Raw genomic sequence first — 14,923 nt, forward strand, 5'->3', positions numbered from 1 at the left:
ACGAGAAGTTAAGAAAACAGGGCCGTCCCTGCGTAGTTAAAAACTACTTATGGGACGGACCCTTTGTTGTTTTGTGCAAGCGGCCGGGACCGGCCCGCAGCGGAAGCGCAAAAGCCCGTCCGGATTCAGGCGTTTCCGGACGGGCTTTGAGCTGATCTACTATCAGTGAGCGGCGGTTTTCATGCGCTGCAGCGCTCGTTCCAGCCGGTCAAAAGCAAGGACCATCTCCTCGCTGTCCGTATGCGTAAAGTTTAGGCGCATCGAGTTCCTTTGAGGCTCGTCCGCAAAAAAGCTGATTCCTGGAACGAAGGCGACGCCTTCCTCGACGGCCAGCTTGAACAGCTCCTGCGTATCGATCCCTTGCGGCATCTCCACCCAGATGAACATGCCGCCCTTCGGCTCGTTCCAGCGGACCCCTTCCCAGTTTTTGGCCTGCAGCAATCTGACCATCTCGCGCATCCGCGATTCGTATTGCGTCCGGATCAGATCGATATGCGAGTACAAGTCAAACTGCTGGAACAGCTCGTGCAGCGCCTGCTGGTCCATGGTGCTGGAGTGCAGATCCGCAGCTTGCTTGGCGCGGGTCATATGAAGGATCACGTTCTTGTCGCCGACAACCCAGCCGGTACGCAGCGCCGGGGCGACGATTTTGGAGAAGGTGCTCGTGTATACGACCGCTCCTCCGTTCGGACCGTCGTCCAACGAATAAATGGACGGGAAGATTTCGGTGTCGTTGAAACGCAGCTCTCCATAAGGGTCGTCCTCCAGAATAAGCACGCTATTGGATTTGCACAGGTTCAGCGTGCCCTGCCGGCGCTCCAGGCTCCATGCTTTGCCAGTCGGATTTGCGAACGTAGGAATGACATAAATCATTTTAGGACGATGCTGCTTGATTTTGCGTTCCAGATCTTCCAGATTCATTCCGTTTTCATCGCAATCTACGGAAACGAGCTTGGCTTTATAGGATTGAAACACTTGAATGGCAGCGAGATAAGTCGGTTTTTCGACCAGAATGACGTCACCCGGGTCGATATATATGCGAGTCAGCAAATCGATTGCCTGCTGAGAGCCGGTGGTCAGCAGCATGTTTTCTATGCCTGCTTTGATTCCCTTGCGAGCCAGATGCTTCGTCAGGCTTTCCCGAAGCGGCGTATAGCCTTCCGTAAGCCCGTACTGCAAAACGGATTTGCTCCCCCGCTCAAAAACGCGCGCGAAGGCGTCGCGCACCGCTTCATGCGGAAAATACTGCTCGTTGGGAAGTCCTCCGGCCAGTGAAATGATCGAACGGCCCTGCGTCAGCTTGAGAATTTCGCGAACGGCTGAGGATTCAAAGCTATTAATCGTATCTGAGAAATGATAGTTCATAAGCGCAAGGCTCCTTTTTATTAAAAAGAAGTAAAGTCATTGTATAAATTTCATTTTAATCCTTTCCAAGCCCTGTGACAACTGTGAAAATGAACTGATCGTTTGCCGGTCCATTCATTGCGTCATGCCATGGCGATTCAAAAGTCGGGTAGAGGACGCAGCCGGCGGCCCGAGAAGGCGTCGCAGCTGCGGTATTGTGGGCAGTTGGCATAAGTTCTTGCTGCAATATGATACAATATGTATACTTATTTGATACAGATTGTATCATGGAGGAGATTGAATGAATGCTAATGTCGTGAGCGAAATTTTTTGGTTGAGGGCCCTTTCTTGTCTTTCGATTGTCTTGATTCATTCCATTAATTTCGGTATGAACAATTATCCGGATAGCGCGGTTGTCCCGGCTGCGGAGATGTTAAAAGCTTTTCTTTTGTTTGCGACGCCTACTTTTGTTTTTATATCCGAGTTTTTAAACGCAAAAGCCTATAGAGACGGAACGCCAAGAGGATTCTTGTTGAAAAGAGCGAAAATCCTCCTTTTCCCTTATATTATTTTAGGGATGGTATATCCCTTTTTGAGCAATGTTCAACTGACAGGAGTGAAGACATATATCATTGAATCCGCTAAAAATATCATATTCGGAGATTTCATTGCGTATTTTATTTTGATTATATTGCAATTTCATATTCTGCATGTGCTGTTTGCCAACATGTTAAGTATGGCGTCGCCGAGGATGATTTTGACCGTCGCATTCCTCATTAATTTTGTATATCTCGCAGCGTTTAACCTGACAGACCCGGTATCGGGTGTTCCATTTAGCGGGTATATATGGAATCGCGGTTACTTTATGTTATTCCCGGGATGGATTTTCTACTTTGCCCTGGGATACTATTGCGGCGCTCATTATGACATCTTAAAGTCAAACCTTCACAAATACAGAGTTATCGTTCTGCTTGCGCCGATATTAACTTTTTTGTTGTCCGTCTCCATTCTCAACTATACGGGAATTGACCTGTCGTCGAAGCGGTTTGACAATATATTATTTTCGACTTCCATGATTTTTTTACTGATGTACATTACATCAAAGCTTAAAAATGTCCCCCGCTTTATTTATTTAATAAGTAACTATTCATTCAGTATTTACTTATTACATCTGGCTTTTATTTTGGTATTGCGTCCACTGCCCATAATGGGCGCAATAGCTTATATCATTTACTTATTTGTTACAGCGATTGCGGGGTCCATCCTGCTGGCGGCGATCTTGAACAGATTTCCATTCGGTAAATATATCGTCGGCAACGTGCAGACAAGAGGCAAATCCAAAAAGAAAGAAAGGTTATCCATTCCCAATACTATCGGCTAATGAAGTTGGTGACAGGAAGAACCTTTGATTTGCATATGTTTTTCATTTTCATAAGGATTATATCTATAGCTTTTGCCTATCAAGATGATAGATTTTATATCTTTGTAAAACAGAGGGAAATATGCTACAAAAGATATAATGAACTAGATTAGGAGTGAATGCAACTCATGGCAGACGTGAAAAAAATTGCCGTAATCGCCGGAGACGGTATCGGTCCCGAGGTTGTGGCGGAAGCAATTAAGGTTATGAAGAAAACAGAGGAAGTGTTCGGCTACCGTTTTGAGTTTGAACACGGCCTGTTTGGCGGAATCGCCATTGATGAGAAAGGAACGCCGCTGCCGGAAGAAACGCTGGAGATATGCAAAAAGTCCGATGCCGTTCTGTTGGGGGCTGTCGGCGGGCCCAAATGGGACAACAATCCGAAGGAGCTGCGTCCGGAAACAGGGCTTCTGGGTATCCGCAAAGCGCTTGGATTGTTCTCCAACATTCGTCCCGCGGTCATCTTCGACTGCCTGAAGGATGCTTCCACGTTGAAGCCTGAGGTTCTGGAAGGGACGGATCTGATCGTTGTCCGCGAGCTGACCGGCGGCATCTATTTCGGCGAGAAGTTCCGCCGCGAGGGAGAGAACGGCCAGGAAGCAGTGGACACCTGCGTTTACAATGTAGCGGAAGTGGAGCGCATCGTTCGCCAGGCCTTCGACATTGCCCGGACCCGCAGAAAGAAACTTGCGTCCGTCGATAAAGCGAATGTACTCGAAACGTCCCGCCTGTGGAGAGAAACGGTCAACCGCATCGCGCCGGACTACCCGGATGTAGAGCTTGAGCATGTGCTTGTAGACAACTGCGCGATGCAGCTTCTGCGCCGGCCGTCGAGCTTCGACGTTATCGTGACGGAGAACATGTTCGGTGACATTTTGAGCGATGAAGCGGCTATGCTGACAGGCTCCATCGGTATGCTGTCCTCCGCTTCGCTGGGTGAAGGAGCCTTCGGTTTGTACGAGCCTGTACACGGTTCCGCGCCGGATATCGCAGGTCAAGGCCTTGCCAACCCGATTGCGACGATCCTCTCTGTAGCATTGATGTACAGACTGACATTCGGATATCATGATGCTGCGGAAGCGATTGAGCGGGCCGTGAAAGAAGTGCTGGACGCCGGCCACCGTACGGGAGACATCGCCGTAGACAAGAGCAAAGCGATCGGAACGAGCGCTATGGGTGAATTGATTGTAAACGCCATCCGAAAATAAAATATAAAGCAATCGGAAAACTCTTGAGAAATAGGACTTCTTAAGAGTTTTTCTGCACGCAAAGAAACAAATGTCAGAAATATAACAGATTATAATATTTATAATAAGATAAGAATTCCAATTATTGACTTTCTATAGGTCAAAATGTTACCATCTATACCATGATAACCATTATCAATTAAGGAGGATTTTCAGATATGACGGAAAGATTGGTAGGCAAACCGGCACCGGATTTCACCATGGCAACGGCAACCGGAGACGGCCAAGAGTTCGGTAAAGTTTCTTTGTCTGATTACAAAGGCAAATGGCTCGTACTGTTCTTCTATCCGCTCGACTTCACATTCGTATGCCCGACTGAAATTACGGCGCTTAGCGAAGCAGCCGGTCAATTCAATGCTATTAATGCTGAAATCCTCGGCGTATCGACGGATAGCATTCACTCCCACCGTGCATGGATCAACACTCCGGTTGACCAAAACGGTCTTGGCAAGCTGAACTTCCCATTGGCTTCCGACATTACGAAGCAAGTTGCCCGTGACTACGGTGTATTGATCGAAGAAGAAGGTATTGCGCTGCGCGGCCTGTTCATCATCAATCCAGAAGGCGAACTGGTATATCAAGTGGTACATCACAACAACGTTGGCCGCAGCGTGGAGGAAACCTACCGTGTGCTTGAAGCGCTGCAATCCGGCGGTTTGTGCCCTGTAGGCTGGAAAAAAGGCGACAAGCACCTGGTTGCGAAGTAATCGTCTTTAAAAATAGATTCCTCAACTCGCCTCCCCGGCGGGTCTGAGGTTTTTTTACTACATAAGCAAAGGGGAGCAGGAATGGAAATTTTACAAGGGCTCAAATATAGCGAGAACCATGAATGGGTGCGGTTGGAAGGCAAGCGTGCGATCATCGGATTGACGGATTTTGCCCAAGAGGAATTTGGCATGATCGTCTTCGTGGAGCTGCCCGAAGCAGGAGATGAACTGCAGGCGGGAGAGCCGTTCGGCAGTATGGAATCGGTAAAAACGGTAACGGAGCTTTACGCGCCGGTATCCGGTAAAGTGATCGAGGTAAACCGCAAGCTGGCGGACAACCCCGGATTGATCAACCTGGCGCCATACGGAGAGGGATGGATGATCGTAGTCGAGCTGACCGACCCCTCCGATCTGGAACGGTTATGGGACGCGGACAAATACGAAGCAACCTACGTTCATGAATAAGAAGCAGCCTGACGAAGGTCGGGTTGCTTTTTTTACTAAAAAAAGGTTTCAGCGGAGCTGAGCCATGAAGGCCGGATTCAAAGAACTGCCCGGTTGAATCCGGCTTGTTTATCGTCAGGCCTTGGCCGGGGGCTTCAGCTTTTGATATTTCTCGATGTATTTCACCACGGCCAGCACGTAGGTTGCGTGGGACCAGGAGAGCGGGGCGACGGATACCGGCCCGCCGTCGAACGGATCGAGCTGCTCCGGCAGAATGCCGCTTTCCATCGCATGCTGGACGACCCACTCCAGCGTGCGTCTTGGAGCCTCCAAATCCTCCACCGTCTTGGCACATTCAATTTCCCATTCAGCGATCCACAAAGTGCAGATGATCCAGGGATTGCCCGGGATGTTCTTAATGTCGGACGAGCGCTGAAAGTAATAATCGTGATGGTAGCGGGCAACGCCGCCGACATCGGTTTTGATCGTAAGCCCGGCGCGGTTGGTTTCGATCGTCTTGACCACGCGGGGGTCATCGGCGGGCAGAACGCCGAACTCGAAGATGCCGTAGACGCTGCTTTCGAGCGTTTTGTCCTGGATCCAAACGCCGTTATCCAGAACCAAACCGCGCACAAAACGGCCTTCCTCCTCATTGTACAAATGCTTCAGGATTCCAGACTTGATCTTCTCCGCCGTATGGCGGTAACGGCTGGCCCGTTCTTCGTCGCCGAACAAGCTGCAGAAGTTGGACGCGGCGATGAGTCCGCCATACACCGCCGATGAGGTGAAGGTGAAGATGCCGTACCGCTCCTCCCATAAGTCGTAGCTGGGCTTCGGCAGGTTCAGGTCGTGCTCGATGTAGCTCGACATGAACCGTGCGGCGGGGCGGATCAGCGTTCGGTACAACGATTGCGGGAGCTCGATATCGCCGTGTCTGACATAGTCCTGCCAGAGCGCGAACAGGACAAGCGCCGTTTCGTCCTCTTGAATGGGGAGCTGCATTTTTCCGCCGTTCAGATAAGGATGCCAGCTGGAACCGACCGTTCCGTCCGGGTTGTATTTATGATGTAGGTAGCCTTCCGGCGACAGGCTGTTCGCGCAAAAATGAAAGAAAGGCGTAATCATTCCCTGATATCCCGCCATGGTCATCGCATAGGCGATCAGAGCGCCGTCGCGCGGCCACATATAGCTGTAATGATCGCGGTTGGACTGCATGATATCGGAATCGTTCGCGGCGATAATGGCGCCGTTTACATCCGTCTGGGTACGGACGATCAGAAGGCTCTGCTTGTAAAGACGAATACAGGCCTTGCTCAGGTTGCCGTAATCGCGTTCCGATTTATTCACCCAGCGCTGCCAGTAAATTTTAACCCTGTCCAGAAGCTTGCCGGGATGGCTTTCTTTGACATAGGCGTCGAGCTTCTTGACCTCTTCGAGGTTTTTGCCCGCCGTCATCCAATAGTAAAGCCATTCATCCGAATTCGGGGGCACATGAAGCCGGAAGCTGATGGTGCTGTCGACAGACCCCTGGGCGATGGCGTTGCCCATCAGATGGCCGTCCTCCGCATCGCGCCAGGTGCCTTCGGCGTTGTAGAAACGCTTGACCCCGGTTGTATATTGAAACAGACCCTCGCTGCCGGTCTGCCCGTTGAACATAAAGTAGCGGTCTTTTTTATAATGAAATACCGTGTTGTTCTGCGGGTAGTAGGCCGCCGTATCTCCGACTTCGGTCTCGTTAATGACCAGATCCTGATTGAAGAACATCCTCACTTCGCGTACTTTGTCCCAATGATTGTGAACTTGCACCCGCTTCAAATATATATTTTCACGCTGGTGGACGCCGTCGTTAATGAGCAGGGTAATTCCAAGATGATAGTGGGAGGCCTTGACCTCGGTGACCAACGAATCCTCTGCATAGGAAAGCTCAATATTCCAGTCCGGATCGGAGAGCCAGCTGAACGCGCCGTCAACCCACAGGCCGATTCTGCACTGATAGCCGCCGACATGGTTTAATTGGCCTACATAAGGATAATACAAATCGCGGATATACGTTTGACGATCCAAATTGATCAAAAATTTGCCGTTCCCGATGACTAAATGCCTTGGCAATCCACCCACATCCTTCTCTATCCAGAATGCAATCTAGTTTTCAGAGTACCTTTTTATGACAATCCGGTCAATCCATGAAAATGGAATGAAAACGGAGACCGGCGCACTTTCGGCGAAAGCTCAAGGGTGAAATCGCGCTTCGATCCTATGAAACTATTATTTCCGGTTTTCCAGGGCGTATACGGAAATAATAAAATCTCCAACCCGAAGCTGCGGTCCGGGTGCATCTTCTTCGATGTCCGCCGCCAGCCAAGTGGAGATTGGGGTGAAGCTTTATTCGTTATTCGTTATCCTGTGCTTATGCGTTTATTGGATGCGAGGGGGCAAAAAACTTTGCTCGGTTGTCAGCTTCATGATCATATCGTACCGGTTGGGGGATTGCAGCAGCGACTGGTATTGCTCCGGTTTTATGCCGCTGCAGGTGAGAGTTTGGCCCGTATGATACTGAATATGCATTTGCGAGGATTGATCGTCATAGCTCACAAATGCGATCTGCTTCGAACCGATCGGAAGCAGCTTCATAAACTCATCTCTCCTTTTAGAGGCTGATCATGAACAATCCGTCTGCGTGAGGAAGTACCTGCGGCGGAGTTTTTTGTTTTGGATGGATACCTTACCTTATGCCGAAGGCGGAACATTTAGAATCGTTTAGCTGAGGAGTCGCAAGTTTGAAAAGTATGCTCCAGCCGTATATGCAAAAAGACCTCGTCCGCATATGATATAACATAAAAGGACGACCTTATTTCATACAGTTGAAATAACGCTGTATTTCATTTCAAGTTTGTCCAAATCCTAGGCGCAAGGCGCTTTTTGAACGGGGTCAGGAAAGATTTAACTGGCCTTCAAAAGATGAAAAAAGAGGATTTTTGTATCCTTAGGTCGAATATAAGTCTAGGATATCGGCATGTGTTTTTTTGGCTCGGATTGAATATAAGTTGAATGAATATAGGTTGAGAGGATTTTAAACCGGGATTTGGAGGCGAAAAGGATGAGCTTTTGCTGCGGTGCCAGCATGTTGGGAACGAAAGGGACGTTAAAACATATCAGAACGTATATACACAATGTACCTCTGTTATTCTGCCCAGTGTGCCACCGAGTGGAAGTGCACCATCTGGTCGAGAACGAGTATGAAATCCTGGCCGAATATGCACACGGAGACGGTGCCCCTGAAGTAGATTTTGGAGATTATGTTGACGGCCACGATTCGTCGAAGCTGTTTGAGAATTGCGTAAACCATGAGGACGAGGAGCCGCTTGAGGTTGTCCGCAGCCAGATCGATATGGCGCTGGATCTCCTCATGGTGGCCAAAGAAATCGGGGACGCCGAATGGGAGCGGCAGCTGAAGAAGCGGCTGAACGTACTTAGCCAGCGGCGGCATAAGTTAAAGAGCAAAAAAACCATGCGAGGCCTGTCCTAGGCCGTCTAAACCATAACGTCCCTTCATTAGCCCGCTTCTTCCCGGCTGGTGCATAAGACCGCTTGTCGGCCTGTGCATTCAGCCGGGAGCCGCGCTTTCGGCCGCATAGCATGCAGCCCAGGCCAGCGGGACCGATCCGCAGGAATTGCGGCTCGGGAGGGGATGTTTTTTTGTTGTCGGACGATATGGAAACGATAACCTGGGCATCCAAAATATTGTGAAAATTTAGAGAGGGAAGACCCTAAGCTTACCCCCGTAATCGTTAGGGAACCAGCGAAAAATTTGTAGTGTGAGGTGGAACGATTGCTGCTCGTTTTATTTAAGAAGTTTTTAGGAAAACGCCAGTCTCCCCACCCGGATAACGCGGATTCGCAATCGCCGGAACAAATCGTAATTCGCATTCAAGAGGGTGATTTGCGCCTTCGCAATCAATTTATTACGGATTATCAGCCGTACGTAGCCAAGGTGACGAGCAGATTTTGTAAAAGATATATAGATCCTACCCGGGACGATGAGTTCAGCATCGCGCTCGGAGCTTTTAATGAGGCGATCAATCAATTTTCTCCTCAGGCAGGACGTTCGTTTCTTGGTTTTGCCGAACAGGTGATCCGCCGTCGGCTTATTGATTATATTCGAAAGGAGCAGCGGTTCTCGCAGCAGATCCCTTACAGTACGTTCGAGGTGGAGGACGAAGAGGATAACATTGTTAATCCCATCGAGATCCACCAGGCGATCGAACAGTATGAGAAGCAAAAAGGCAACCAGGAGCGACGTAGTGAAATTATGGAGCTGAACCGTTCACTGACCGATTTCGGGATTGGTTTTGCCGATCTGGTCGACGCTTCGCCCAAGCACGACGATTCGCGCCAGGCGCTCTTCGCAATTGCGAAAAAGCTGTCCGAGGATGCCGGGCTGATGCAGACGATGATGTCAAAGAGAATGCTGCCCATCAAGGAATTGCTGGATCAAGTGGAGGTGTCGCGCAAGACGCTGGAACGAAACCGTAAGTTTATTATCGCTGTCGCTCTGATATATAAAGGACCCTATCCGTATCTTAGAGATTACCTTCATATCAGAAGCGATTCGGAAGAAGGGGGGGACGTGAATTGAACAAAGGGATCGTGATGGAAATCACGGAGAAAAGTGTCATTGTCATGCGGCCCGATGGCCGGTTTCAGCGGTTGGCCCGCAAAAAAAGAAAATGCGAGATCGGGGAAGAAATCACTTATGCCGACGAAGGCATCAACTGGAGGAATTTGTCTGTCGCCGGGCGTTCGGCCATCGTGGCGGCGGTGGTGTTCTGTCTGGTGCTGTTCGCGAGCTTTCACGGCAAGCTCGGAAGCCAGGAGGTTGTGGCATATATCTCTATCGACATTAACCCGAGCGTGGAGATGGGCATCGACATCCGGGAGCGGGTTGTTGAGCTTCACGGTCTGAATGAAGACGGCGAGGCGCTAATTCAACAGGTCGATTATAAGAAAAAGCCTCTGGAAACCGTGACGGCGGGCATTTTGAACAGGGCTGAATCCATGGCGTTCTCCAAAGGAGAGGCCGAAATCGTCATTGCCAGCACGGTCATTCAGCCGGACAGCAAGATCAGTGACACACTGATTGCGGAAAAGCTGCGCCTGCAGGTGAAGGAATACATACAAACATCGCACCCGACGCAAGTAGATTCATATCAGATAGCCTCCTTCGCCGCTCCCCAGGAAGTTCGTGAGGTCGCCAGCCAGAACGGTGTGTCTATGGGGAAATATACCGTATATCTGAATGCCAAAAGCAGCGGCGCCGCCATTACGCTCGATGAGCTGAAGACGCGTTCGGTATTGAGCATCTTCAAGGAAAGCCCGGAAATGGCTCAGATGATGGCGCCCGACCGTCTTCCGACGAAGGCGGCCATCAAGCAGCTGATGGAGGAAGAAAAGTCCGGCGAGCTGGATAAGAGGCTTCAGGAGCGGCTGATCAATAGGGAAAAGGCCGATACGAATAAGGGAAGTACGATAAGCCTCCCGGACAATACTGCCCCTGCTAACGAACAGAAGAGCTCGACTGTTCCGTCCGGCAGCGGGAAAAATGACAATAATAAGGATGACAAGGATTCAGGGAACTCCAGAACCGTCAATGCCAGGCCGGGCTCACCCCATTCGTCCGTCGTCACGATTCCGGGTGTAGTACGTCAGGCCGATAAAAAGGACGACCGGGATGACAGGGACGACCGGAGGAGAGGCAACAATCGCGACGACGATGACGACCGGAACTCACGCAGCATCTGGGATAACAGGAATAGCGCAGAGAAAAGCCTCCGCGAGGAAGCGGCAAAGCGCCTGGAAGAGCAGAAGAAGCGGGAGGAAGAAGCGCGCAAGAAGCTGGAAGAGCTTCGCGAGAAGGCTGAAGAGCTGAAGAAAAAACAGGCCGAAGAGTATCGCAAACGGTTGGAAGAAGAAAGGAAAAAGGCTGAGGAACAGCGGGGTAAGGACGAGGAGAAGCGTAAAGAGCAGGGGAACAGAGACGAAAACCAGCGTAAGAAGAAGGATGACGATGACTCCGACTCGAAAAAAGAGCCGGCTTCCGGAGGCCGATCGCTGCAGAACGCCGACAGGGAGCCGGAGAAGGTTTGGAACGGGTCGTTCACTTTTCCGATCTTTAATCCGCATCCATAGAAAAATCATTTGCCGCCGGACCCAAGTCCCCGCAGCAGCCGACGCCATCAGCGTCGGCTGTTTTTTTTGAAAGATATGTTCCGTCAGCGGGGATCAGGTGCCGGAAGCGCTGGAAAATTTGGCGGACAGCATTGAGATTAAGGATCGGGGGTCGCCACAGTTCTGCTGTTTTTTTGCCGGAGATCGTAATATAATGGCATAAAGGTTAGATTCAGCTTATCGGGCAAGCGCAAGGTTGACGAATGGGGAGGGAAATCTGCGATGCGGTATACCATGTTCGGCCATACAGGGCACCGCGTATCCTCGCTGGGGTTTGGGGCGATGAATCTGCCGGGAGTCCCTTTTGAGCAGGCCAAGGCAGCCCTGAATTACGCGCTGGATGAAGGCATTAATTATATCGATACGGCGGCGGGCTACCGAAACAGTGAGGAGATTATCGGGGAAAGCATTTCACACCGCCGCTCGGAATTTTTTCTGGCGACGAAAACGAAGAATCGGGATTATGCCAGTGCGATGGAAGATATGGAACGCAGCCTGAAGCGAATGAAGACGGATGTCATCGATCTGGTGCAGATTCATTACGTCAATACGGTTCAGGAGTTTAAAGCGGCGATGAATGAAGGCGGCGCTTATGAGGCCGCGCTGGAAATGAAACGGAAGGGGTACATACGGTTTATCGGCATTACCGGACACCGGCCTGAGCTGCTCGCGAAGTGGATAGCGAAAAGACAGTTCGATCAAGTGTTGTTTCATTTGAATCTGGCGCAGCCTTTTTCTCTGGATGAGCTGATCCCCGAGGCGACACGGCTAAATATGGGCAAAACCGCGATGAAGCCGCTGTCGGGAGGATTTATTCAGCCTGTATCCAAGGCGATGCGTTATCCCTATAGCCAGGACGTGCACGTCGTGCTGTCGGGTATGGTGAGCGTTGAGGAAGTCAAGGAGAACCTGGCCGCCATCCGCGAGGAAGTGGGCGACGACGAACGACGGGAGCTGGAAGCCTTGGCGGCGGAGCTGGGGAATCATAACTGCCGGCGCTGCAACTACTGTACCTGTCCTCTTGAGATTAAAATTCCCGATGTGATGATCTCCAGCCAGATCCGCAAGACATTGGGATTATTGCCGAAGGGCGACGAATTTTACCAAATCAACAAGGATAAGATATTATCTTGTGCGGATTATGAGCCCTGTAAGGACAAGCCGCTGTGCGAGCAGCAGTGCCCATACCACCTGCCGATGCGGCGGATGGTCATGGAGGCGGCGAATGATTACGATAAACAACTAACGACACGATGAACCCGGGCCGGCGAGACACGTGCCCGCAGGGACGGAGGGATGAATGAAGTGGAACCGCTTGACCGGTTGGTGACGCAAGAACTCAGCATGAAGATTCGTCCGGTTTGGGATGAGCCGCGGGAAGACAACGAAGCGGAGGAGGACGCTTCGCAGGCGCTCGCGGTGTTTATCACGCGGGAGGAGCTGGAGTCGGGCGCATGGACGATGGCTGCCGGTACGGAGGTGCCGGCAGCCATCGTCGGCGCGGTCCGCGAGCTTGCGGCGCGCGGGCGGTTCTCGGGCCGCCTCGGGGAGACCGAGGCGCTGCCCACGCTCGGCCTGATGCCGGGCTATCAGGCCCTGCTCTTGTGCGGGCTGGGCGAGGCCGCCCGCGCTGAAGGCACAGACGCCTGGCGCGATGCCGGCGTCTACGCGGCGCGCGCGGCGCTCGCCCAAGGGCTCGAGCGCCTGGCGGCGCCGCTGCCGCGCGCCGGGCGCTCGGCTGTCCGCGAGCTCGTGTACGCGCTCGCGGAAGGGCTCTGGCTCGGCTGCTACCGCATGCCGAGCTTCGCCGCTTCGCGCGGGACCCGGCCGCCCGCGCTGAAAGAAGTCGCCCTGCTGTGCGGCAGGGCGACAGCGGACGAGCGCGCCGGGCTGCAGCGCTCGCTGGAAGCGGCGTACGCCATGGCCCTGGCGACGCATTACGCGCGCGACCTCACGAACCTGCCCGGCAACTATCTGGTGCCGGAGACGCTCGCCCGCGAGGCGCAAACCCTGGCCGCCCGTTACGGGCTGGAATGCACGGTGCTCGACGAGCACGGCATTCGCGAGCAGGGCATGGGCGGCCTGGCCGCTGTCGGCGGGGGAAGCGCCAACCCGCCGCGCATGATCGCCATCCGTTACCGCGGGACGGATGAGGAGAACGCCGATGTAATCGGCCTCGTCGGTAAAGGGATTACGTTCGATACGGGCGGGATCTCCCTGAAAAAACCGGAGGGTATGGAAGAGATGATCAGCGATATGGGCGGCGCTGCGGTGCTGCTCGGTCTCCTTCATGTTTTGGGGCGGCTGCGGCCGCAAGTTCACGCGGTGATCGTCATCCCTGCCGCAGAGAACATGCCGTCCGGCTCCGCCTTCAAGCCGGGGGATGTCATCAGCGTCATGAACGGGCAGACGGTTGAAATCCTGAATACGGACGCGGAAGGGCGCGTTGTGCTTGCGGACGGCGTGCTGTACGCCAAAGCGCTGGGCGCTACCCGGCTCATTGACGTGGCTACCCTGACCGGCGCGGTGCTCGTAAGCTTTGCCGACGTAGCGACCGGCGCAGTAAGCAACGACGAGCCGTTCCTGCAGGAGCTGCTGTCGTATGCGCGGCAGGCGGGGGAGAAGGTTTGGCCGTTTCCCAATTATCCCGAATACCACGACATGCTGAAAAGCCGGGTGGCCGATATTAAGAACGCCGCGTCGCGGGACCGCTGGGCGGGCAGTATAACCGCCGGGCTGTTCATCGGCTTTTTTGCGGGAGACACTCCCTGGGTGCATCTGGATACCGGCGGCACGGCATGGCTGTGGAATGAACGGGGGACGGAGCCGCAAGGCGGTACGGGAGCAATGGTGCGGACATTGGGGCATTACTTGTGCGGATCGCCGGCGGCTGAAGGGGATATTTGACTTGCAGGAATGTTTGAATCACACCTGCAGCTGTTTCCTGGTGCCGGAGGGCAGCCCGGTTTGGGGCGCAACGGGCATGACCACAGCTTCCAAATCGCTCATGCGAATCAGCAGCCGCGTTACCTCGCCTGCCGTATAGGGCAGGCTGCCGGCGCGCTGTGCGAGCTGGCCGAGATCGATGCCGACCCAGCCCTGCTTACGCGGATGAACGGACAAATCAAAGGGAAGCACGGTTAAAGAGGCTTCTTTGTGCCCCTGGCCGGGAGTTTCGTCAAGCTCCGGATTCCCGCTGATTTGACTCCATTGAAAATACAGCTTGCCGGTCGCCCGTTTCCAACGGATATACCCCGGGGAAAACGATATGGCGAGCATGGGATCGCCGCCGATCGTGAGCTTGGCGAATCGTACGTTTTTATTCTTGGCTGCATCCGCATACCGATGCTTGGCCATATCGGGCAGCAGCGGCACAATCACAACCGGAAGCGCGCTTGCTGCGTACAAATAGACGGCAGATTCAAAATAAACGGCAAGGCCCAGTAAAGTGATGAACACAATAATGGAGAGACTGAGCCATAACGCTTTGGACTTCCATTTCAAAGTGAATTCCCCCAGATGTTAAGCTTGTGTGT

At 52.5% G+C, this 14,923-nt stretch carries 13 protein-coding genes; 9 read left to right on the top strand and 4 right to left on the bottom strand.

Annotation, left to right across the window (positions count from 1 at the left end; genetic code table 11):
* Positions 1 to 162 precede the first annotated feature (162 nt).
* Positions 163 to 1,365 carry an aminotransferase-like domain-containing protein gene (locus NR121_RS05360; protein ID WP_256830849.1) on the bottom strand — a complete coding sequence of 401 codons (1,203 nt, stop codon included), beginning with the start codon at positions 1,363 to 1,365 and terminating at the stop codon, positions 163 to 165.
* Positions 1,366 to 1,645: 280 nt separating this feature from the next.
* Between NR121_RS05360 and NR121_RS05365 the strand changes: the two genes are divergently transcribed.
* The 4 genes from NR121_RS05365 to gcvH all read left to right on the top strand — a co-directional run bounded on the left by NR121_RS05365 (position 1,646) and on the right by gcvH (position 5,183).
* A complete protein-coding gene (locus tag NR121_RS05365; RefSeq protein ID WP_256830850.1) occupies positions 1,646 to 2,725 on the top strand; it encodes an acyltransferase family protein in 1,080 nt (359 codons plus the stop codon).
* A gap of 167 nt (positions 2,726 to 2,892) precedes the next feature.
* The gene (leuB, locus tag NR121_RS05370; RefSeq protein WP_054820130.1) at positions 2,893 to 3,972 is read left to right on the top strand and encodes a 3-isopropylmalate dehydrogenase; all 1,080 of its coding nucleotides are present in this window, start codon (positions 2,893 to 2,895) and stop codon (positions 3,970 to 3,972) included.
* Positions 3,973 to 4,169: 197 nt separating this feature from the next.
* Positions 4,170 to 4,718, top strand: coding sequence for a peroxiredoxin (locus NR121_RS05375; RefSeq protein ID WP_062409835.1), 549 nt, complete (start codon positions 4,170 to 4,172; stop codon positions 4,716 to 4,718).
* Between the two features lie 81 nt (positions 4,719 to 4,799).
* Complete coding sequence (gene gcvH, locus NR121_RS05380) at positions 4,800 to 5,183, top strand: glycine cleavage system protein GcvH (RefSeq protein ID WP_054820131.1); 384 nt, start codon at positions 4,800 to 4,802, stop codon at positions 5,181 to 5,183.
* A 114-nt stretch (positions 5,184 to 5,297) separates the two neighbouring features.
* Here gcvH and NR121_RS05385 read toward each other — a convergent pair whose 3' ends face one another.
* Together NR121_RS05385 and NR121_RS05390 are read right to left on the bottom strand one after the other, a co-directional pair.
* Positions 5,298 to 7,271 carry a glycoside hydrolase family 15 protein gene (locus tag NR121_RS05385; RefSeq protein WP_256830854.1) on the bottom strand — a complete coding sequence of 658 codons (1,974 nt, stop codon included), beginning with the start codon at positions 7,269 to 7,271 and terminating at the stop codon, positions 5,298 to 5,300.
* A gap of 306 nt (positions 7,272 to 7,577) precedes the next feature.
* Positions 7,578 to 7,793, bottom strand: a complete 216-nt coding sequence (locus NR121_RS05390) for a KTSC domain-containing protein (protein WP_054820132.1) — start codon at positions 7,791 to 7,793, stop codon at positions 7,578 to 7,580.
* A 466-nt stretch (positions 7,794 to 8,259) separates the two neighbouring features.
* On the opposite strand from NR121_RS05390, the gene NR121_RS05395 reads away from it, so the two are divergent.
* From NR121_RS05395 to NR121_RS05415, 5 genes are all read left to right on the top strand, one after another.
* Entirely contained in the window at positions 8,260 to 8,688 is a 429-nt protein-coding gene (locus tag NR121_RS05395; RefSeq protein ID WP_062409832.1) for a hypothetical protein, read from the top strand.
* Positions 8,689 to 8,991: 303 nt separating this feature from the next.
* Complete coding sequence (gene sigI / locus NR121_RS05400; RefSeq protein ID WP_062409831.1) at positions 8,992 to 9,798, top strand: RNA polymerase sigma factor SigI; 807 nt, start codon at positions 8,992 to 8,994, stop codon at positions 9,796 to 9,798.
* Positions 9,795 to 11,348: an anti-sigma factor domain-containing protein gene (locus tag NR121_RS05405; RefSeq protein WP_256830856.1), complete on the top strand. Its 1,554-nt coding sequence runs from the start codon at positions 9,795 to 9,797 to the stop codon at positions 11,346 to 11,348. Before sigI ends, NR121_RS05405 begins: the two co-directional genes overlap by 4 nt.
* Before the next feature lie 261 nt (positions 11,349 to 11,609).
* Entirely contained in the window at positions 11,610 to 12,644 is a 1,035-nt protein-coding gene (locus NR121_RS05410) for an aldo/keto reductase (protein ID WP_137670389.1), read from the top strand.
* A gap of 39 nt (positions 12,645 to 12,683) precedes the next feature.
* A complete protein-coding gene (locus tag NR121_RS05415; RefSeq protein WP_256830857.1) occupies positions 12,684 to 14,294 on the top strand; it encodes a leucyl aminopeptidase in 1,611 nt (536 codons plus the stop codon).
* Positions 14,295 to 14,312: 18 nt separating this feature from the next.
* Here NR121_RS05415 and NR121_RS05420 read toward each other — a convergent pair whose 3' ends face one another.
* Positions 14,313 to 14,891: a hypothetical protein gene (locus NR121_RS05420; protein WP_054817470.1), complete on the bottom strand. Its 579-nt coding sequence runs from the start codon at positions 14,889 to 14,891 to the stop codon at positions 14,313 to 14,315.
* Between the last annotated feature and the right edge of the window lie 32 nt (positions 14,892 to 14,923).

It is taken from the genome of Paenibacillus sp. Pae15, assembly GCF_024519685.1.
GTDB lineage: Bacteria > Bacillota > Bacilli > Paenibacillales > NBRC-103111 > Paenibacillus_G > Paenibacillus_G naphthalenovorans.

Bases quoted from the DNA above. Each gene is read 5' to 3' on its own strand.
- NR121_RS05360 (WP_256830849.1), bottom strand. From the start codon at position 1,365: ATGAACTATCATTTCTCAGATACGATTAATAGCTTTGAATCCTCAGCC.
- NR121_RS05375 (WP_062409835.1), top strand. From the start codon at position 4,170: ATGACGGAAAGATTGGTAGGCAAACCGGCACCGGATTTCACCATGGCA.
- NR121_RS05365 (WP_256830850.1), top strand. From the start codon at position 1,646: ATGAATGCTAATGTCGTGAGCGAAATTTTTTGGTTGAGGGCCCTTTCT.
- NR121_RS05410 (WP_137670389.1), top strand. From the start codon at position 11,610: ATGCGGTATACCATGTTCGGCCATACAGGGCACCGCGTATCCTCGCTG.
- NR121_RS05395 (WP_062409832.1), top strand. From the start codon at position 8,260: ATGAGCTTTTGCTGCGGTGCCAGCATGTTGGGAACGAAAGGGACGTTA.
- gcvH (WP_054820131.1), top strand. From the start codon at position 4,800: ATGGAAATTTTACAAGGGCTCAAATATAGCGAGAACCATGAATGGGTG.
- leuB (WP_054820130.1), top strand. From the start codon at position 2,893: ATGGCAGACGTGAAAAAAATTGCCGTAATCGCCGGAGACGGTATCGGT.
- NR121_RS05415 (WP_256830857.1), top strand. From the start codon at position 12,684: ATGAATGAAGTGGAACCGCTTGACCGGTTGGTGACGCAAGAACTCAGC.
- NR121_RS05390 (WP_054820132.1), bottom strand. From the start codon at position 7,793: ATGAAGCTGCTTCCGATCGGTTCGAAGCAGATCGCATTTGTGAGCTAT.